This is a genomic window from Rhodanobacter sp. LX-99 (assembly GCF_018599185.1).
Classification (GTDB): domain Bacteria; phylum Pseudomonadota; class Gammaproteobacteria; order Xanthomonadales; family Rhodanobacteraceae; genus Rhodanobacter.
The window spans coordinates 61,601-81,369 of sequence record NZ_JAHFVL010000001.1 but is presented as its reverse complement, the minus strand read 5'-3'; the positions used below and the strand labels follow the sequence as shown (position 1 = coordinate 81,369).

Annotated in this window: 18 protein-coding genes; 9 read left to right on the top strand and 9 right to left on the bottom strand. The window is 68.2% G+C overall.

Features of this window, described 5'->3' with window-relative positions:
• Nucleotides 1–206: 206 nt before the first annotated feature.
• Together KK131_RS00405 and KK131_RS00400 are read left to right on the top strand one after the other, a co-directional pair.
• Nucleotides 207–1,790 (top strand): SDR family oxidoreductase, encoded by a 1,584-nt coding sequence (locus KK131_RS00405; RefSeq protein ID WP_214554443.1) that lies wholly within the window; start codon nucleotides 207–209, stop codon nucleotides 1,788–1,790.
• A gap of 122 nt (nucleotides 1,791–1,912) precedes the next feature.
• Nucleotides 1,913–2,614 (top strand): pirin family protein, encoded by a 702-nt coding sequence (locus KK131_RS00400; RefSeq protein WP_214554442.1) that lies wholly within the window; start codon nucleotides 1,913–1,915, stop codon nucleotides 2,612–2,614.
• On the opposite strand, the gene KK131_RS00395 is transcribed toward KK131_RS00400, so the two are convergent.
• The gene (locus KK131_RS00395) at nucleotides 2,611–5,034 is read right to left on the bottom strand and encodes a GH92 family glycosyl hydrolase (RefSeq protein ID WP_214554440.1); all 2,424 of its coding nucleotides are present in this window, start codon (nucleotides 5,032–5,034) and stop codon (nucleotides 2,611–2,613) included. The genes KK131_RS00400 and KK131_RS00395 overlap by 4 nt on opposite strands.
• 372 nt (nucleotides 5,035–5,406) lie before the next feature.
• On the opposite strand from KK131_RS00395, the gene ada reads away from it, so the two are divergent.
• The 6 genes from ada (at nucleotide 5,407) to KK131_RS00365 (ending at nucleotide 11,393) form a co-directional block, all read left to right on the top strand.
• Nucleotides 5,407–6,483, top strand: a complete 1,077-nt coding sequence (gene ada, locus KK131_RS00390) for a bifunctional DNA-binding transcriptional regulator/O6-methylguanine-DNA methyltransferase Ada (RefSeq protein ID WP_214554438.1) — start codon at nucleotides 5,407–5,409, stop codon at nucleotides 6,481–6,483.
• Nucleotides 6,480–7,211: a 2OG-Fe(II) oxygenase gene (locus KK131_RS00385; protein WP_214554436.1), complete on the top strand. Its 732-nt coding sequence runs from the start codon at nucleotides 6,480–6,482 to the stop codon at nucleotides 7,209–7,211. Before ada ends, KK131_RS00385 begins: the two co-directional genes overlap by 4 nt.
• The gene (alkB, locus tag KK131_RS00380) at nucleotides 7,208–7,864 is read left to right on the top strand and encodes a DNA oxidative demethylase AlkB (protein ID WP_214554434.1); all 657 of its coding nucleotides are present in this window, start codon (nucleotides 7,208–7,210) and stop codon (nucleotides 7,862–7,864) included. Before KK131_RS00385 ends, alkB begins: the two co-directional genes overlap by 4 nt.
• Nucleotides 7,865–8,004: 140 nt before the next feature.
• On the top strand, nucleotides 8,005–9,390 hold the full coding sequence (locus tag KK131_RS00375; protein WP_250887157.1) for an ABC transporter permease: 1,386 nt from the start codon (nucleotides 8,005–8,007) through the stop codon (nucleotides 9,388–9,390).
• Between the two features lie 59 nt (nucleotides 9,391–9,449).
• Nucleotides 9,450–10,679, top strand: coding sequence for an FtsX-like permease family protein (locus KK131_RS00370; protein ID WP_214554432.1), 1,230 nt, complete (start codon nucleotides 9,450–9,452; stop codon nucleotides 10,677–10,679).
• A gap of 51 nt (nucleotides 10,680–10,730) precedes the next feature.
• Nucleotides 10,731–11,393, top strand: a complete 663-nt coding sequence (locus KK131_RS00365) for a DNA-3-methyladenine glycosylase (protein ID WP_214554430.1) — start codon at nucleotides 10,731–10,733, stop codon at nucleotides 11,391–11,393.
• Here the strand turns inward: KK131_RS00365 and KK131_RS00360 are convergent.
• Together KK131_RS00360 and KK131_RS00355 are read right to left on the bottom strand one after the other, a co-directional pair.
• Entirely contained in the window at nucleotides 11,371–11,799 is a 429-nt protein-coding gene (locus KK131_RS00360; RefSeq protein ID WP_214554427.1) for a DUF2231 domain-containing protein, read from the bottom strand. The genes KK131_RS00365 and KK131_RS00360 overlap by 23 nt on opposite strands.
• Before the next feature lie 9 nt (nucleotides 11,800–11,808).
• Complete coding sequence (locus KK131_RS00355; RefSeq protein ID WP_214554425.1) at nucleotides 11,809–12,231, bottom strand: hypothetical protein; 423 nt, start codon at nucleotides 12,229–12,231, stop codon at nucleotides 11,809–11,811.
• Nucleotides 12,232–12,346: 115 nt separating this feature from the next.
• Here KK131_RS00355 and KK131_RS00350 point away from each other — a divergent pair, with 115 nt between their 5' ends.
• Nucleotides 12,347–13,270, top strand: a complete 924-nt coding sequence (locus KK131_RS00350; protein ID WP_214554423.1) for an MBL fold metallo-hydrolase — start codon at nucleotides 12,347–12,349, stop codon at nucleotides 13,268–13,270.
• Nucleotides 13,271–13,294: 24 nt separating this feature from the next.
• Here the strand turns inward: KK131_RS00350 and bla are convergent, their stop codons facing one another.
• From bla to KK131_RS00320, 6 genes are all read right to left on the bottom strand, one after another.
• A complete protein-coding gene (gene bla, locus KK131_RS00345) occupies nucleotides 13,295–14,173 on the bottom strand; it encodes a subclass B3 metallo-beta-lactamase (RefSeq protein WP_214554420.1) in 879 nt (292 codons plus the stop codon).
• A gap of 98 nt (nucleotides 14,174–14,271) precedes the next feature.
• Nucleotides 14,272–14,619 carry a tRNA-binding protein gene (locus KK131_RS00340; protein ID WP_214554418.1) on the bottom strand — a complete coding sequence of 116 codons (348 nt, stop codon included), beginning with the start codon at nucleotides 14,617–14,619 and terminating at the stop codon, nucleotides 14,272–14,274.
• On the bottom strand, nucleotides 14,616–15,905 hold the full coding sequence (locus tag KK131_RS00335) for an FAD-binding oxidoreductase (RefSeq protein WP_214554417.1): 1,290 nt from the start codon (nucleotides 15,903–15,905) through the stop codon (nucleotides 14,616–14,618). Before KK131_RS00335 ends, KK131_RS00340 begins: the two co-directional genes overlap by 4 nt.
• Before the next feature lie 80 nt (nucleotides 15,906–15,985).
• Nucleotides 15,986–16,861, bottom strand: coding sequence for a UTP--glucose-1-phosphate uridylyltransferase GalU (galU, locus tag KK131_RS00330; RefSeq protein ID WP_214554415.1), 876 nt, complete (start codon nucleotides 16,859–16,861; stop codon nucleotides 15,986–15,988).
• Nucleotides 16,858–18,756: a nucleoside-diphosphate sugar epimerase/dehydratase gene (locus tag KK131_RS00325; RefSeq protein WP_214554414.1), complete on the bottom strand. Its 1,899-nt coding sequence runs from the start codon at nucleotides 18,754–18,756 to the stop codon at nucleotides 16,858–16,860. The genes galU and KK131_RS00325 overlap by 4 nt, the downstream gene beginning before the upstream one ends.
• The gene (locus tag KK131_RS00320) at nucleotides 18,743–19,765 is read right to left on the bottom strand and encodes a glycosyl transferase family 4 (RefSeq protein ID WP_214554413.1); all 1,023 of its coding nucleotides are present in this window, start codon (nucleotides 19,763–19,765) and stop codon (nucleotides 18,743–18,745) included. The genes KK131_RS00325 and KK131_RS00320 overlap by 14 nt, the downstream gene beginning before the upstream one ends.
• Between the last annotated feature and the right edge of the window lie 4 nt (nucleotides 19,766–19,769).

The window sequence follows — 19,769 nt, the reverse complement described above, 5'->3', positions numbered from 1 at the left end:
ATGCTGTCCCGCCTGGACAGCCACGGGGCCACTTTTGCATCACCCGTGCCATGAAAGTGTGCGTTGATACGCAATAATTGAACTCCGGGCCTGCTTGGGTCGGGCCGGGCGATCGGGGCTTCCGGCCTACCTTCTTCGAAGCCCGGTCAAAAAGCAGGCAAAATGGGCGGCTGGCGACGCGCCCGCCCTCTACTTCTCGACTACGGATGACTCTTTTGACGATCACGCCTGCCCCCACGCCCCTGCCCGGCGACGCGGATGCCGCGCTGCTGGAGCGCCTGCGCGCCGCGGCGGAACTGCTGGAATCGGTAGCGGCCGACCGCCAGCTGCTGGATCGGTTGCCGGCAGACGATCGCCAGCGCCTGCACCAGGCGGTGGCGCAGGTCTACCACCCCGACCCGGTGGCGCGCCGGATCAAGCTGAAGGCGGCCGAGAAGGCGCGCCACGCCAACAAGATCGAGGCCGAGGAGACCGTACTGAACCGGACCGGCATCCGCACGCTGCGCCGCAAACCGGTGTTCACCACGCCGAACGTGTTCGTGCCGGAAGGTTTCCTGCCGCACGACGTCCCGCCCGAGGCCGATGCCGCGCAGCCGCGCGAGTCGATCGAACCGAAGCACTGCTACGTGTGCAAGCGCAAGTACTCGACCATCCACTTCTTCTACGACCAGCTGTGCCCGGACTGCGCCGCGTTCAACTACGCCAAGCGCGGCGAGCTGGCCGACCTGCGCGGCCGCGTGGCGCTGCTCACCGGCGGCCGCGTGAAGATCGGCTACCAGGCCGGCCTGAAGCTGCTGCGCGCCGGTGCCGAACTGATCGTCACCACGCGTTTCCCACGCGACTCGGCGGCGCGCTACGCGGCCGAACCGGACTTTGGCGAATGGGGCCACCGCCTGCAGGTCTACGGCCTCGACCTTCGCCACACACCCAGCGTCGAGGCGTTCTGCCAGGAACTGGCGGCCACCCGGCCGCGGCTGGACTTCATCATCAACAACGCCTGCCAGACCGTGCGCCGTCCGCCGGATTTCTACGCGCACATGATGGAAGGCGAGACCGCCGCGCTGCACGACCTGCCCGAACACGTGCGCCAGCTGGTCGGTCACTACGAAGGCCTGCGCGGCGCGAACATCCTGCCCGAGGCCGCTACGACGGCGCTGGCCAGCCGCGCTTCCGACCTGCCGGGGCTGAGCCGCGCCGCCGAGTTGTCGCAGCTGCCGCTGCTGCCGGAGGAATTGCTGGCGCAGAGCCACCTGTTTCCCGAAGGCCGGCTGGACCAGGACCTGCAGCAGGTCGACCTGCGCCAGCGCAATTCATGGCGGCTGCTGATGGCCGAGGTACCGTCGGTGGAGCTGCTGGAGGTGCAACTGGTCAACGCGATCGCGCCATTCATCATCAACGCGCGGCTGAAGCCGCTGATGCTGCGCACGAGCGAGCGCGACAAGCACATCGTCAACGTGTCGGCGATGGAAGGCCAGTTCTACCGCAGCTTCAAGACCACCCGCCACCCGCACACCAACATGGCCAAGGCCGCGCTGAACATGATGACGCGCACCTCGGCCACCGATTACCACAACGACGGCATCCACATGAACAGCGTCGACACCGGCTGGGTGACCGACGAAGACCCCGCCGAGCTGGCTGCGAAAAAGGTGCTGCAGGAACGCTTCCACCCGCCGCTTGACATCGTCGACGGCGCCGCCCGCATCGTCGACCCGATCATCCATGGCATCAACACCGGCGAGCACGTGTGGGGCCAGTTCCTGAAGGATTACCGGCCTACCGACTGGTAAGCCGGCCACTGGCGCCGAAACAACGACAATCCGTTTCCTTCGCGCCCGTTTCAGACGGCGCTGCGTAGCCTTATGTTGTACCCAGGCGCCACCCTGGCGCGATGAACATGAGGAGCACCGCCGTGATTGATCGCAGACCCTTCGACAGCCTGGGCGGAGCCGACCACGGCTGGCTCAACGCCAAGCACCATTTCTCGTTCGCCGGCTACAACGATGCGAAGCGCATGGGCTGGGGCGCGCTGCGCGTGTGGAACGACGACACCATTGCGCCGCAGACCGGCTTTCCACCGCATCCGCACGCGGACATGGAGATCATCACCTACGTGCGCGAAGGTGCGATCAGCCACAAGGACAGCCTCGGCAACGCAGGCCGCACCGAGGCCGGCGACGTGCAGGTGATGAGCGCCGGCAGCGGCATCACCCACGCCGAGTACAACCTGGAGAACGAGACCACCCGCATCTTCCAGATCTGGATCATCCCCGACGAAAACGGCAAGCCGCCATCGTGGGGCGCGCGGCCGTTTCCCAAGGGAGATCGTTCGGGCCGCTTCGTGGCGCTGGCCAGCGGTTTCAAGGACGACACCGAGGCGCTGCCGCTGCGCACCGACGCGCGCGTGCTGGGCGCCACGCTCAAGGCCGGCGAAAGCACCGAGTACACGCTGGCCCCCGGCCGCTACGCCTACCTGGTGCCGGCCACCGGCAAGGTCGAACTCAACGGCGTGAAGCTGGACGCCCGCGACGGCGCCGCGATCCGCGACGAAGCGACGCTGCGCATCGCCGCGATCGAGGATGCCGAGCTGGTGCTGGTCGACACCGCGCCCTAACCGGCCGCCTTGCCGAACGACGGCGGCCGGTCCGCCGGGGCCGCGCCGAATGCCGTATTCGGCGTGCTGCCCATCTCGAACACCAGGGTGCCGCCGGCGGCCAGTTCGGCGTGGCTGATCCAGCTGCGGCTCCATGGCTGGCCGTTCCAGCTGACCGACTGGATGTACGGGCTGTCCGGCCCGTTGCCCGGCGCCAGCACCATCAGCTTGCGCCGGCCGGCCAGCTCGATCTCCGCGCGGTCGATCAAGGGGCTGCCGAACACGTAGTTCGCGCTGACCGGATCGACCGCGTACAGGCCCAGCGCGTTGAGCACGTACCAGGCGCTGATCTGGCCGCAGTCCTCGTTGCCGGCAAGGCCATCGGGCTGCGCCTCGTACATGCTTTCCAGCAGCATGCGCACGCGCGCCTGCGTCTTGTGGTGCGCGCCGGTATACGCGTACAGGTAGGCCACGTGGTGGCTGGGTTCGTTGCCGTGCGCGTACTGGCCGACCATGCCGGCGATGTCCGGCGGCGCGTCGGCCGGCAGCGCCGAACTGGTGCCGAACAGCGCGTCCAGCTTGCGCTCGAACGCCTGCTCGCCGCCGAACAGCTTCATGTATTCGTACAGGTCGTGCTGGTTGAGGAAGCTCGCCTGCCACGCGTTCGACTCGGTGAAGTCGCGCCATTTCGCGGCGTGGCCCATGCCGCGCGGATCAAACGGTTCCAGCCAGCGGCCGTCGCTGGCGCGCGGCCGCACGAAGCCCAGCCTGCGGTCGAACACGTGCCGGTAATTGCGCGAGCGGTGGCGCAGCCGGGTGGCGTCGGCATGCGCGCCGGCCGCGTCAGCCAGGTGCGCGACGGCCCAGTCGTCGTAGGCGTATTCGAGCGTCTTGCTGACCGCCTCGCCTTCCCTGTCGCTGGGAATGTAGCCGAGCTCGCGGTAGAACGGCAGGCCGCGGTAAGCGTCGTCCATCGCGCGCTTGCGGAACAGCGGCCACGCCGCCGCGTAGTCGATGCCGGTGAAGCCTTTCGCGTGCGCCTCGGCCACCACCACCGCCGAGTGGTAGCCGATCATGCAGCCGGTCTCCACGCCCTGCAGCGGGCATACCGGCGGGCCGTCGGGACTCTCGCCGGCCATCCGCACCAGGCCGTTGACGAAATCGGGCACGCGCTCGGACTGGTACAGCGTGAGCAGCGGATGCTGCGCCCGGTAGGTGTCCCACAGCGAGTAGGTGCTGTAGTTGTTGGCCCCCTGCGGCAGCTGGTGCACCGCCAGGTCCATGCCGCGATAGCGGCCGTCCACGTCGCTGAACAGGGTCGGCGCCAGCATGGTGTGGTAGAGCGAGGTGTAGAAGATGCGGCGCACGTCTTCGGACACGGTGTCGACGCGGATGCGGCCGAGCTCGCGCTCCCATGACGCAGCGGCGGCGCGGCGCACCTGTTCGAAGTCCCAGCCGGGAATCTCCGCATCGAGATTGCGCAGCGCACCGGCGACGTCGACGCCGGAAATGCCGACCTTCACCAGCAGCGGTGCGCCGGCGATGTCGTCGACGTGCAGCGCGGCTTTCAGGTGCGTGCCGTGCGCCTCGGCGGTACCCGTGGGCAGCGGGGCATCCTCGACGTACAAGGTGGCCCGGGCGATGGGGCGCGACAGCTTCATTGCGAAATAAATGTGCCGCCCGCCAGCCCACTGGTGCACGCGGCGCTCGCCGACCAGGGTGTCGTTGCCGACCAGCTTCAGCTGCGCATCGCTGACCTTGCACGGCACCGCGGCGTCATCGTGGTAGCCATGCGCGAGATCGACCAGCAGGTGGCCGCCGCCATTGCCGTGGAACGTGTAGCGGTGCAGTCCCGCGCGCAGCGTCGCGGTCAGTTCGGCAAGGATGTCGTGATCCTTCAGGCGCGCCCGGTAGTAGCCCGGCTGCGCCTGTTCGCCATCGTAACGCGAGCGGTAACCCGGCCCGGGCCGACCCACGCTGTCGGCGGAAAGCCCGGCACCGGCGGCAGCCCCATCGTGGCGCGAACGGTAGTTCTGCTCCGGCAGGCCGCGCGCGCCGGGCTGCAGCAACACCGGACCCTGCGCCGGCATCACCAGCACATCGAGCATGTCGCTGGCACCGGTGCCGCTCAGATGCGTATGCGAGAAACCCATGATCGAGCCGTCGCCCTGGTGATAGCCCGAGCAGGCATCCCAGCCCGCGTCGTTGGTATCCGGGCTCAGCTGCACCATGCCGAACGGCAGCGTGGCGCCCGGATAGACGTGGCCGTGGCCGCCGGTGCCGATGAAGACATCGACATGCCGGGCGAAGCCGTCGGGCTCGGGCGCCGGCGACATCACCTCGCCGCTGGAAGACGCCGCGAACGCCGCCAGCGGTTCGAGCCGGCTGCCGAGCAGGCCCAGCGCAGCTGCGCCCTGCAGGAAACGCCTGCGTGTCACCATGCTGCGTTCTCCGTCACGTGTTCGAAAGGGGTGGATTGTTCATCTTCATGCGTGCTGCCTGGCGTGCGACCGCTTCCGGATGCTCGAACCTTTGGCCATGAATACGTGGTGTCGTTGCGGATTCGCCGCGTGGCGACTTGGTGAAGGTATACGCGATCAGGCCCGCGGTAAATCACGACTTCCCGCACGTATCGGTGTCCCGCGCAGGTACTTGATATCTCCGGTGACGGCGCCAGTGTCTACGGCATGCCAGCACGGCGAAGCCGCTGACGCGGTGAACCGGTTCGAATTCGACCGCAAGACCCGGAGTGCCGCCGGGGCCGCCGATCCGTAGATTGCGCCTTACGCGATAATCTGACGGAAGGAACAAGCATGAAGACTTTCGACAAACAGGCTGCACTTGCCACCACCGTCGCCGACCCGCGCTGGGCCGCGGTGCAGGCGCGCGACGCGCGTGCCGACGGCAGCTTCTTCTATTCGGTGCGAACCACCGGCGTGTACTGCCGGCCGTCCTGCGCGGCGCGCCCGGCCCGGCCCGAGAACGTGGCGTTCCACGCCACCGCCGCCGAGGCGGAACGCGCCGGTTTTCGCCCGTGCAAGCGCTGCAGACCCGACCAGCCGTCGCTGGCGGAGCAACATGCGGCGATGGCCACCGCCGCCTGCCGGCTGATCGAGCAGGCCGAGACGACGCCCACCCTCGAGCAGCTGGCGAAGCCGACCGGGCTCAGCCCGTTCCACTTCCACCGCGTGTTCAAGGCCGTCACCGGCGTGACCCCGAAGCAGTACGCCACGGCGCATCGCAGCCGTCGCGTGCGCAGCGAGCTGGGGCGCAGCGCCTCGGTGACCGAGGCGATCTTCGACGCCGGCTACAACGCCAGCAGCCGTTTCTACGAAACCGCCAGCCAGGTGCTGGGCATGACGCCCTCCAGCTATCGCGCCGGCGGCGCCGACAGCGAGATCCGCTTCGCCATCGGCGAATGCTCGCTGGGCGCGATCCTGGTGGCGCAGAGCGAACGCGGCGTGTGCGCGATCCTGCTCGGCGACGATCCCGACGCGCTGGCGCGCGACCTGCAGGATCGCTTCCCCAAGGCCAGGCTGATCGGCGGCGACCACGACTACGAGCAACTGGTGGCGCGGGTCGTCGGCTTCATCGAGGCGCCGGCGATCGGCCTGGGCCTGCCGCTGGACGTGCGTGGCACCGCGTTCCAGCAGCGCGTGTGGCGGGCGCTGCGCGAGATCCCGGCCGGCAGCACCGTCAGCTACAGCGAGATCGCGCGGCGCATCGGCTCGCCCAAGGCCACGCGGGCGGTGGCGCAGGCTTGTGCCAACAACATGCTGGCGGTGGCGATTCCGTGCCATCGCGTGGTGCGCAACGACGGCGGCCTGTCCGGCTACCGCTGGGGCGTGCAGCGCAAGCGCGCGCTGCTCGAGCGCGAGGCGCAGGCATGAATGCGCAATGGCGCCCTGCCCCCGAAACCGACCCGCGGCAGCAGGTGTACGACTGGGCCGGCATCGCCGATGAGCTCGACGCGCACGGCTGCGCGATGCTGGAAGCCCTGCTGCCGCCGCAGGAGTGCGCGAAGCTGGCAAGCATGTACGCGGACGACGGACGCTTCCGCAGCCGCGTGGTGATGGGCCGCCACGGTTTCGGCCGTGGCGAATACCGCTACTTCAACTACCCGCTGCCCGAGCTGGTGGCCGAGCTGCGCGGCGCGGTCTACCCGCAGCTGGCGCCGATCGCGAACCGCTGGAACGCGTCGATGGGACTGGCTGTGCGCTACCCCGCCGCGCACGCCGAATTCATCGCGCGCTGCCATGCCGCCGGCCAGCGGCGCCCTACCCCGTTGCTGCTGCAGTACGGCGCCGGCGACTACAACTGCCTGCACCAGGACCTGTACGGCGAGCACGTGTTTCCGCTGCAGCTGGCGATCCTGCTGTCCGAGCCGCGGCGTGATTTCAGCGGCGGCGAGTTCGTGCTGACCGAGCAGCGCCCGCGCATTCAGTCGCGCGCCGAAGTGGTGCCGCTGCGTCAGGGCGATGCGGTGGTGTTCGCGGTGCACCAGCGACCGGTGCAAGGCACGCGCGGCAGCTACCGGGTGAACATGCGCCACGGCGTCAGCCGCGTGCGCAGCGGCCATCGCCACACGCTCGGCATCATCTTCCACGACGCCACATGATCACCACCGACCTGTTCGCCGCCGCACCCGCCCCTGTCCGCCAGGACGAGCCGCTGTGCGAGGGCGCGATGGTGCTGCGCGGGTTTGCCTTGGCCAGCGGGGCGGCCTTGCTGCAGGCGCTCGATGCGATCGTGGCGCAGGCACCGTTCCGCCACCTGGTCACGCCCGGCGGCTTCCGCATGTCGGTGGCCATGACCAATGCGGGGCCGCTGGGCTGGGTCAGCGATCGCCGCGGTTACCGCTACGATCCGATCGACCCGGACAGCGGCAGGCCATGGCCGCCGATGCCGCCGGTCTTCCTGCAGTTGGCCGCTACAGCCGCCGCGCACGCCGGTTTCGCCGGCTTCGTGCCGGATGCCTGCCTGGTCAACCGCTACGAAGCGGGCACCCGGCTGAGCCTGCACCAGGATCGCGACGAGCACGACCTGGGCCAGCCGATCGTGTCGGTCTCGCTGGGCATTCCGGCGGTGTTCCTGTTCGGCGGCCTGCAGCGCTCGGATCGTGCGCAGCGCGTACCGCTGGCGCATGGCGACGTGGCCGTGTGGGGCGGCCCGGCGCGGCTGCGCTACCACGGCGTGCTGCCGCTGAAGCCGAGCCACCATGAGTTGCTGGGCGACTGCCGCATCAATCTCACGTTCCGGCGGGCTGGCTAACGCCAGCCGGGTGGAACTTCGATATCTGTCCGCGTCCGCGGACGAAGTGTCCGCGGACAGTGCTTCGGTGACCGCGCAGGGCGGCGCATCAAGCATCATCCGTTGGCATGACTCGTGCTGACGTCATCCGGACATCCGGCTTGGCCACGAAGAAATCCGCTGTCGCGGACTTCGGACATCAGGCAGCACTTCGGGGGAAAGGCGATGCCATGGTGACCTATTATCTTCGGCTGGCCCTGATCAGCTTCCGTCGCAACCCCATGCTCACCGCCCTGATGGTGGTCGCCATCGGGCTGGGCGTGGCGATGACCATGACCGCGTACACCATCCTGTATGTGATGGCCCGCGACCCGATTCCGCAGAAATCGGGGCAGCTTTACGCCGTGCAGCTCGACAATGGCGGTCCGCGCAGCCGCAAAGCGGGCGATGACGAGCCGCCCACCCAGCTCACCTATCGGGACGCGATGGCGCTGTTGGCTGCGCATGAGGCACGCCATCAGGTGGCCATGTATCAGGTATCGGCGACGGTGATTCCGGCGGATCGCGGCCTGAAGCCCTTCTCCATCGCCGCGCGGGCGACGTCGCCGGACTTTTTCAGGATGTTCGACGTGCCGATGCGCTACGGGCATGCCTGGGATGCGTCCGACGATGCCAGGGGCGCTGCGCTGGTCGTCTTGAGCAAATCGCTCAACGAGCGCCTCTTCGGAGGCGTCGACAGCGTGGGGAAATCGGTGTATCTGAACGATGCCAGCTACCGGGTGGTCGGCGTCATCGGCGCGTGGGACCCGAAGCCGCGCTACTACGACGTCATCAACGGGCAGGACTTCGAGGAAGGCGAGGATGCATTTCTTCCGCTCACGCTGACCATCGGCAAGCAGATGTCCACTTCCGAGTATGAGTTCTGCGACGCCGGCCCCCGCGGCGAAACCTTTGATGACCTGATCCGCTCGGAGTGCGTGTGGCTGCAGTTCTGGGCCGAACTGCCCACGTCGGCTGAGGCTGAGGCGTATCGGCGCTTCCTGACGAATTACGCGCGCGACCAGGCACAGGCCGGCCGGTTTGCCTGGAAGCCGAACGTGCGCCTGCGCAACGTCCGCGACTGGCTGGTGGCGCAGAAAGTCGTGCCCGACGATGCCAGGCTCTCGGTACTGGTCGCCTTCAGCTTCTTCGTCGTCTGCCTGGTCGGCGCGCTGGGGCTGATGCTCGCCAAGTCGCTCGAGCGTGCGGGCGAGTTCGGCCTGCGCCGCGCGCTGGGCGCCAGCGGCCGCAACATCTTCGCGCAGGCCATCATCGAGTCCGGCGTCGTCGGGTTGCTCGGCGGCGTGTTCGGGTTGTCCCTCACCGTACTGGCGCTGTGGGCGCTGCGCACCCTGTTCCCGGCTGGCATGGGGCGGATCGCCAGCATGGATGCCCCGCTGCTGGCGGTCACGCTGGCGCTGGCGACAGGCGCGACCCTTGTCGCCGGGTTCTATCCGGCATGGCGAGCCATGCGGATCGCGCCTGCGCTGCAGTTGAAGGTCGGTTAGCACTTTCGAATCTTGAGTAGCTGCAGCACATCCCACCAACCGGACACCGAGAGACGAGCATGGAAGTAGCACCGATCCTGGCGGCACTGAGGCGAAGCAAGATCGGCGCCTTGCTGGTGGTGATACAGGTCGCCCTGACCCTGGCGATCATCAGCAACGTGATCTCCATCGTCGGTGAGCGCACGGCCTTGCTGAGGCGGCCTACCGGGACGGACGAGCACAACCTGTTCGCGATCGGTTTCCGGCTCACCAGCGGCAGCGGGAGCAAGGCAGCACTGGATGCGGACCTGAGCCGCGTGCGGGCCGTTCCCGGCGTGGTCGATGCGGTGGCGACCAACACCTACCCCTTGCGGGGCAGCGGCTGGAGCGAAGGCGTCAGCCTGCTTCCCGGCGCCAGCAACCAGCGGGACCAGAACGCCCAGAGCGCCGTTTACGCGATGGATCGGCACGGCATCGGCACGCTGGGCCTGCACCTGCTCGCGGGGCGCAATTTCACGTCCGAAGACGTGCTGCAGGGCAATTTCAATGCGGGGCCCATGCCGGCTGTCGCCATCGTCAGCCAGGCGCTGGCCCAGCAGCTGTTTCCCCGGGGAGAGGCCCTGGGCAAGTCGATCTACCTGTCATCGGATGCGGGCAGGCCGGTCGCCATCATCGGCGTGGTGGAACGTCTGCAGTCGCCGGTTGCGGCCGGCACCATCGACAAGGCGGTGAGCGAAAACTCGGTCATCGTCCCGATCGCCAGTGCCGGCCCGGGCGGCCTGCTCATGGTGCGCGTCAAGCCCGGTTCGCTCGACGCCACGATGCCGGAGGTGAAGAAGGCGCTGATCGCGTCGAATCCGCAGCGGATCTTCGGGCGACTGCGGCCGCTCGACGAGATCCGCAGCACCGCCTACGAAAAGGATCGCTCCATGGCCATCGCGCTGAGTATCGTGTGCTGCGTCCTGGTGCTGGTCACCGCCCTGGGCATCGTGGGCCTGACCAGTTTCTGGGTGGCGCGGCGAAAGCGGCAGATCGGCATTCGCCGCGCTCTCGGCGCGACACGCGCGGCCATCGTGCGCTACTTCCTGATCGAGAACGCGCTGCTCTGCCTGGCCGGCGTCCTGTTCGGCATGGTTGTCGCGCGCGGCTTGAACGTCTGGCTGTGGAGTCATTACGGGGTGGGACGGCTGCCGGCGTCGGAGTTGCTTCTGTGCGCGCTCGTCGTGATCCTGCTCGGACAGGGCGCCGCCGTGCTCCCTTCCCTGCGTGCCGCGAAGGTCGAGCCGACGCAGGCATTGCGCTCCGTGTAGTTCATGCGAACCTGTGAGGCGAGTTCGCGATCCACAGGAGCGATGCAGCCGATGAAAAACCGTGAGCCACCCCGGGCAGCGTATGCCGGAGCCTCTGCGTTCCTGGCCTCGATCGACGACGACTGGGCAGGCCTGGTTGCGCAGGTCGGCCCCTGCGGCCACGAGCCGAAACCGGCACGCGAGCCGTACGAGGCACTGGTGCGCGCGGTGGCCTACCAGCAACTGCACGTGAAAGCCGGCGACGCGATCCTAGCGCGGCTGCTGGCCTTGCATCCGCGGCGGGCGTTTCCGTCGCCGGCGCAATTGCTCGATGCCGACTTCGACAGCATGCGCGCCTGCGGTTTTTCGGCGCGCAAGATCGAGACGATCCGCGGCATCGCCGCCGCCGCGCTGGATGGTGTGGTGCCGGACCTGTCCGCGGCCCTGGCGTTGCCGGACGAAGAACTGATCGCCCGGCTCAGCGTGCTGAAAGGGATCGGTCGCTGGACGGTGGAGATGTTCCTGATCTACAGCCTGGACCGGCCCGACATCCTGCCGGCGGACGACTTCGGCGTGCGCGAGGGTTACCGTCTGCTGAAGTCGCTGGAAACGGCGCCCACACCGAAGGCGCTGGCGGTGATCGGCGCGGCCTGGAGTCCGCATCGCACCGCCGCTTCCTGGTATCTGTGGCGCGTGCCGCGGCCGTCGAAGGCTAGGCAGGCGGCAGTGGGCTGACGCCGAGCCGGTGTCCGTACACCAGCTTGCCGCCCAGCCAGCCGGCCACGCCCAGGCACAGGAAGCCCAGCACGCTCAGTCCGATAGCCAGCGGGCCCGGCTCGACGAAGTGCGTGCCGTGCAGGCGCAGGAACAGGCTGGCCACGTAGCAGCTCAGCGCGCCCATCACCATGAGCATGTGCCGGTTGACGTCCTTGATCGCCGGATTGTCTCCGTCGACCTTGGCCAGTTCGAGCAAGCCGGCCAGCATGGCGGGGATCGAAAAACCGATCCCCGCCAGCAGCAGGATGCCGGCAAAGCGCCACGCCGGTTCGCCCCAGGCCAGGCTGGCAAGATCCGCCGCGGTGGCCAGCGACCAGCAGGCGATCGGGAAATGCACCAGGGCCGGATGCAGCGGATGGCGCATGGCGGCGCCTCAGGCCAGCAGCAGGCTGAGCAAAGTCAGGAAACCCACCACCGCGACGCCGGCGTGCACGAACACCACGGCCTTCGGCGCGACCTGCTTGCGCAAGTGGAACGAGGCGAGGAAGAAGCCGCCCAGCGCAGCCAGCACCAGCAGGGCCAGCGCCGCGGTGAGCCGTGCCGGGGCCGCGCCCTGCAGCACCACGAGGATCAGCAGCACCAGGCCGCTGGCGCCGAGCAGCGCGTGCAGCACCGAAATCGCCCACGGCGCCAGCTTGCCGCGCAGTACGCTGGAGGCCAGCACCAGGCCGCCGATGGCGGCAACCGCGAAAATCAGGATCGCATAGAGCAGCATGTCGTTTCCCCCGGGTAGCACGTTGATGAGTGAGTTGCTGCCGATCGGATGCAGCAGCACCCCCAAAGGTTCCCGCGGCATGGCGGCAGCCTCTGCAGGATGCGCCTTTCGGGCAACCCGCGCTCGACCATGGTGCAAGTGCCCATCCTGCAGCGGCTTGCTACCCTCGCCGGATCGTCCGGTTCGCGAGGCAGGCATGGCAAGTACCCACGGCATCCACACCATCGATACCGGTTTCGTGCGGCCGCAGTTCGACGCGGCCTACCTGGTCGTCGAGAACGGCCGTGGCGCGTTCATCGACTGCGGCACCCACTTCGCCGTGCCGCGCATGCTGGCGGCGCTGGACGAAGCCGGGATTTCCGCTGCCGCGGTGGACTGGCTGATCCTCACCCACGTGCACCTGGATCATGCCGGCGGCGCCGGCGAGCTGATCGCGCGGCTGCCGAACGCGCAGCTGGTGGTGCATCCGCGCGGCGCACGCCACATGGTCGATCCCTCGGTGCTGTGGGCCGGCGCGAGCGCGGTGTACGGCGAGGCGGTGATGGAGCAGACCTACGGCAGGCTGCGCCCGATCCCCGCCGAGCGCGTCATCGAGGCGCCGGACGGGCACGTGGTGGAACTGGCTGGCCGGCCGCTGCTGTGCATCGACACGCCCGGCCACGCGAAACACCACCTCACCGTGTATGACGAACGCGCCAACGCGTGCTTCACCGGCGACGTGTTCGGCCTGTCGTATCGCGATTTCGACACCGCGAACGGCCCGTTCATCCTGCCTACCACCTCGCCGGTGCAGTTCGATCCGGATGCGTTGCATGCGTCGATCGAGCGGCTGGTCGCCCTGAAACCTGCCGCGATGTACCTCACCCACTACGGCCGGGTCGAGCCGGTGGAGCGGCTGGCCGCCGACCTGCATGCGCAGATCGACGCGATGGTCGCGCTGGCCCGCGCCGCGCACGGCAAGCCCGATCGGCATGCCGTGCTGATGGAGTCGCTGACCGATCTCTACGCGACCCGTGCCGTGGCCCACGGCTGGGGCCAGGGGCGCGATGCCTTGCGCCAGCTGCTGGGCATGGACATCGAGCTGAATGCGCAGGGGCTGGAGGTCTGGCTGGATCGCTGATCCGTCATGCGGGCCGGAGCCGGCTCACTTGCCTGCTCCGCGCGCCTCCTGCCGCTCCTTCGCCAGCCGCGCTTCGAAGCGCGGCTGCGCCGTCGCGGCGTAGGCGCGGCAGGCGTCGGTGTCGATCAAGGCGGCGGACGAATGCTCGCGCTCGCGCGCGGCGACCTTCTGCATGAAACCGCTGGCCTCGGGGTGCGGGGTGATCAGGATGTCGCACGGCAGGCCGGCGACGGTGGCGAAGGACTGGCGGAAGCTCGCGACCCGCGCCGGGTCGTCGCTGTAGCGGAAGCCGTCGCGGCCGAGTGCGGTGAGGCTGTCGACATAGGCCAGCCCCAGGCAGCGTTCCTTTTCACAGGAGCGCCAGGTCCACGACGTGCTGCCCGGCGTGTGGCCGGGCGTGTAGTGCGCCGTGATGGCGATCGACCCCACCCGCACGGCAGCGCCATCGGCGACCACCTCGACCGGCGTGACCGCCGGATAGCGCGGCGCCATGCCGTATTGCGGGTCGTCCGGGTCATGGCCGCCCGAACGCAGCTCCTTCGCGCCGGCCGCGCTCGCCGCCACCGTGGCGCCGCTGTCGTGCGCCAGCCTGGCGATCGCTCCGGCATGGTCGGAGTGGGCGTGCGAGTTGAGGATCAGCTTGATGTCGCGCAGGCGGAAGCCAAGCGTGCGGATGTTCGCCTCGATCTGCGCCGCATTGCCTTCCAGCGTGCCGTCGATCAGCACGTGGCCCTGCGGCGAGGTGATCAGGATCGCACTTAGCCCCTGCGTGCCCACGTACCAGCTGTTGCCGTAGATGCGAAACGGCTGCCGCGGCTGGCTCCAGGCAGCGTCGTTCGCGTGCGCCAGGCCTGCCGCGAACAGGGCGGCGCCGATCCACAGTGTGCGGGTGAAGGGATTCATGCGGAGCTCCATGACGGGGACGGGGCCGTCATGGTGGCCGGCGATGGCGAACATGCGCTGGCGCGTTGCTGGCAAATCGCGGGCAACGCGCAGCCGGCTCAGGCCAGCCGGGTGCCGTTCGGTACCGGGCGCTCGATCGCGGTGACCACCACGCCCTCGTCGGTGGGAAAGCCGGTCAGCAGGAACTGCGAGCGGAACGGGCCGATCTGTTTCTCCGGGAAGTTGATCACGCCCACGACCTGCCGGCCAAGCAGGTCCTCGGCCTGGTACAGCGCGGCGATCTGCGCGCTGGTCTTCTTCTCGCCGTAGGGACCGAAATCCACCCACACCTTCCACGCCGGCTTGCGCGCCTCGGGGAACGGTTCCACCCTGGTCACCGTGCCGGCGACGACCAGGACCTTCTCGAAATCGGCCCAGCTGATTTCGGGGTGATTCGTTGCACTCATCCTTCCAACCTCGTCTTGAGACAGTCGCGGCTTTGTTGCCACCAGTAGCTGGCCTGCGCCGCAAGATAGCCGAACGGGCGGTGGGTGCTGCCCAGGCCGTAGTCGGCGAACTGCTTCCAGCGGTCGTCGCCCTCGGCGATCGCCGCCGCCAGCAGCTCGCCGGCGGCGCAGGTCGGTGCCAATCCGTGCCCGCCGAAGGCCTGCGCCCACCACAGGCCGTTGCCGTCGCCGCCGACCTGCGGCATCTGATGCCGCGCGTAGCTCATCAGGCCCGACCAGGCATGCTCGATGCGCACGCCCTTCAGTTGCGGGAATACCCGCAGCAGGTCTCTGGTCAGCAGACGCTGCACTCCGCGCTGCGAGCGGTTGAGTACCGAGATGCGTCCGCCCCACAGCAGCCGCGTATCCGGCAGCGCGCGATAATAGTCGAACGCGAAGCGGCTGTCGTAGACCGCCGCGCGGGTGTGCAGGCACCCGTCCAGCCGGGCGCCGAGCGGTTCGGTCACCATCACGTAGGTGGCGATCGGCAGGATCGCCCGATCGATCGGCTTCTGCAGGCCGGCCAGGTAACCGCCGCAGGCCAGCACCACCTGATCGGCCAGCAGCTCGCCTTGCGCGGTGCGCAGGCGCCATCGCAGGCCCTCGCGCGCGAGGCTGCGCACGCCGCTGTTCTCGTGGATGCGCACGCCCCGCCCGGCCGCCGCCGCGGCCAGGCCGATCGCGTAGTTGAGCGGATGCAGGTGCAGCGCGTCGCGCTCGTACAGGCCGTCGTGGTAACGCTCGCTGCGGATGCGCGCACGCAGTTCGGTCTCGGGCAGCCACTGCCATTGCACGCCGTAATGCTCGGCCAGCAATTGCTGGCGCTGGCGCAGCACGGCGGGGTCACGGAACCAGTTGGCCCAGATCACGCCCTCGTCGACCGCATCGCAGGCGATCGCGTAGTCGGCGATGCGCTGGCGGATCCGCCCGACCGCTTCGGTGGTGAGCCCGAACAGTGCCTGCGCGCGTGACTCGCCCAACTGGTCGAGCAGCGCCCGCTCGCCCAGCGAGTAGCCGGCGAAGACGAAGCCGCCGTTGCGGCCGGACGCACCGAAACCGACCTGCTCGCGTTCCAGCAATACCACGTCGCGCACGCCGCGCTCGGCCAGCCCGAGCGCCGTGTTCAAGCCGGCAAAGCCACCGCCGATGACGGCAACGCGCGTGTGCGCGCTGCCCTGAAGCGGCATCCAGGCCGTGTACGGCGTGGCCGTGGCGCGGTAATAGGACGTGGACGAGGATGGATTCATGCTGCAGCGATGGCTGACGCCGATGTCCGTAACCGGGCAAGCATAGCGCCCTCAAGCCCGGGCGTTGACGCGGGCGTGGTTCAAAGCTGGCCGAGGAAGGCGCGCACGGTGGGCGCGAGCTTCGGGTCCTGCATGGCCATGTGCATGGTGGCGCGCACCAGGCCGGCCTTGTTGCCGCAGTCGAAACGGGTGCCTTCGAAACGGTAGGCCAGCACCTTGCCCTGCTCTTTCAGCAACGCCTCGATCGCATCGGTGAGCTGGATTTCGCCGCCGGCGCCCGGCGTGGTCTGTTCCAGCAGTTGGAAGATGCGGCCAGGCAGCACGTAACGCCCGACCACGGCCAGGTTCGACGGCGCGTCGGCCGGCTTGGGCTTCTCGACCATGTAGCGGATCAGGGCGCTGCGTTCGTCGACCGGCGTGGCGTCGACGATGCCGTATTTGTCGGTGTCGGCGTGGGGGACTTCCTCCACCGCGATCACGCCGGCTTGCTGCGCCTCGGCGAGTTCGGCCATCTGCCGCAGCGCGCCCTTGCCGGCACCATTCCAGATCAGGTCATCCGGCAGGATCACGCCGAACGGCTCGTCGCCGACCACGGGTCTGGCGCACAGCACGGCGTGGCCCAGGCCGAGCGCCTCGGGCTGGGTCACGAAGATCGCCCGCACGTGCCGCGGCAAGGTGCCCTGCACCAGCGCCAGCAGTTCGGCCTTGCCTTTCTCGTGCAGCTTCGATTCCAGCTCGTAGGCCTTGTCGAAATAGTCGGCGATCGCGTGCTTGTAGCGGTTGGTGACGAAGATCAGGGTGTCGGCCCCGGCGTCCACCGCCTCGTCCACGGCGTACTGGATCAGCGGCTTGTCGAGGACCGGCAGCATCTCCTTGGCGACCACCTTGGTCGCCGGCAGGAAGCGCGTGCCGAGTCCGGCCACGGGAAACACCACTTTACGCAGGGGCTTGCTCACTCATTGATCTCCGGGTTGGCGCGACGAATCGACACCACGTTGTCCGGTTGTACCGATTCGCTCCAGCGGAACGAAGGCAGCAGGCTGGATACGCAGCGTCGAAGTTCTTCCTCATCGAAAACGTCCGCTGCTTCGGCGGACTTGTGCAACAGCGCCTGCAGCAGTTCCCACGAAACTTCGCGGTGTTGCGCCAGAAAGATCTTGGCGTGCGTGGTGGCGCTGTAGTTTTCCAGCGGGTGGAACAGTTCTTCGAACAGCTTTTCGCCTGCGCGCAGGCCGGTGTACACGATCGGGATCTCGCTGCCGGGCTTCTTGCCGGCCAGGCGGATCATCTGCTCGGCCAGGTCGCGGATCTTCACCGGCTCGCCCATGTCGAGCGCGAAGATCTCGCCGCCCTTGCCGATGCTTGCGGTCTGCAGGATCAGCTGGCAGGCCTCGGGGATCGTCATGAAGTAGCGCGATATTTCCGGATGCGTCACGGTAACCGGACCGCCCGCACGGATCTGCTGGCGGAACAGCGGCACCACCGATCCGGCCGAATCCAGCACGTTGCCGAAGCGCACCGTCATGAAACGGGTCTCGGCATGCGCGTCGAGGTTCTGGCAGTAGATCTCGGCGATGCGCTTGCAGGCGCCCATCACGCTGGTGGGGTTGACCGCCTTGTCGGTGGAGATCAGCACGAAACACTCGACCCCGGTTTCGCGGGCCGCATCGGCCACCGTGCGCGTGCCCAGCACATTGTTGCGGAATGCCGCGCGCAGTTGCCCCTGCAGCATCGGCACGTGCTTGTAGGCCGCCGCATGGAACACCACTTGCGGCTGGGCATCCGCGAACGCTTTCTGCATCGCGGTCTGGTCGCAGCAGTTGGCGAGGATGCCGTCGAGGATCAGTTCGGGGAAATTCGCGCGCAGTTCCTGGCTGATCCGGTACAGGTTGAATTCGCTCTGTTCGACCACGGTGAGCGACTGCGCGCCCAGTCGGGCGACCTGCCGGCACAGCTCCGATCCGATCGAACCGCCGCCGCCCGTGATCAGCACGCGGCGCCCGCTGAGGGTTTCGCGGATCGCGGTCCAGTCCAGCTCCACCGTGTCGCGGCCGAGCAGGTCCTCGATCGCCACTTCCTTTATCTGGTTGAACTGGGCACGGCCGGCCACTACGTCCTCCAGCCTGGGCACGGTCCGGTACGGCAGGTCGGTGGCGTCGCACAGCGACACCACCCGGCGCATCTCGGTTGTCGATGCACCCGGCAGGGCAATCAGCAGCATGTCGACCGCCACTTCGCGGGCGACCTCGGGCAACTGGTCGAAGCGCCCCAGTACGGGATGGCCGTTGATGCTGGCGCCGCGCAAGCCGGGCTTGTCGTCGACGAAGCCGACCACGGCATAACGGTTGTCGCGGCGCAGGTCGCGCGCGAGCACTTCGCCGGCGCGATCAGCACCCACGATCAGAACCCGCTTCGCGGTCTGGTTCTGCAGCAGGTCGTTGCGACTGTCTTTCCAGTAACGGTAGGCCAGCCGCGGCCCACCGAGCAGTGTGGCGAGCAGCAGCGGATAGAGCACCAGTACCGTACGCGGCACGCCCTCCAACCGGTTGTACAGGAACAGCGACACGCCGATGAGCAGCGAACCGATCACCACGGCGCGCACGATGTTCCACAGGTCCGGCAAGCTGGCGAAGCGCCAGACGCTCTTGTACAGCCCGGTCCAGCGGAAGATCAACCCTTGCACCAGCAGCACGATCGGGAATTCGAGCATGCCGAAATTGACGATCTCGTCCGGTTTCAGCGCGTATCTCAGCAGTTTGGCTATCCACCAGGCGAGCGCGGCCATGCCAAGGTCGTGCAGCACGACGGCGATGCGCGGGTGGATGAAGCCGACGAGCTTACGCAGCGACATGGGATGTCCTTGGCGGATGGCGTCGCAGGCAGCGACGTTTCAGCGCCAGCCATGCGACTGCCGCTCCAAGATAAACGGTTATGGTAATCGGCAGCGCCATTCGCAGATGACTCCAGGCCAACCAGGCCAACGGCGCCGCGACCAGCAGGTTCCAGCCCATATAGGCGGCGCCCGTCCGTGCATGCGTTCCCCCGCGGCGCACCACCCACTGGTACAGGTGTTCGCGGTGCGCAGTGTACCAGCGCCGTCCACGCCACATGCGGGTCAGCAAGGTCAGGCTGGCATCGACCACGAACGCCGACGACAGGATCAGTGCGGGCCACAGCAGGGCATGCTCGACGCGCCACAGCATCGCGCTGAATGCAAAGATCAGCAGGCCGACGCTGCCGCTGCCGACATCGCCCATGAAGATCCGGGCCGGCGGCCGGTTGAACCACCAGAAGCCCAGCGCCGATGCTGCGAGAGCTGCCGCCGCCATGGCCAGCGCGGGCTGGGCCGCCGCCCATGCCAGCAAGGCCAGAGCTGCGCCGACGAAGATCGCCTGTTGCGCCAGCAAGCCGTCGATGCCGTCCATGAAATTGTGCAGGTTGATGCTCCACGCGCCGCCGATCAGCAACACCGGCAGCCACCACCATGACAAGCCGGTGGCCGACAGGCTCAGCGAAAACAGGCAAACCGCGAGCAGTTGGGCACCCAGTCGTGGCAGCACCGGCAACGAGCGGTGATCGTCCCACCAGCCGGCCAGCGCCACCAGTGCCAGTGCAGCGGACAGGCTCGCGATCACGCTTGCCGGCCATGCTGCCGGCAAGCCCGACAGCACGCCAGGCAAGCAGACCAGCATCGCCACGACCACGCCGACGCCGCCGCCGCGCGGGGTCGGCAGATGATGCGAGCGGCGCTGTCCGGGCTGGTCGAGCATGCCGCGTCGATGCGCGTAGCCGATCGCGCCGCGCACCAGCAGCAAGGTGATCGACAAGCTGGCCAGCAACCATCCCGTGGTCAGGTACATGCTC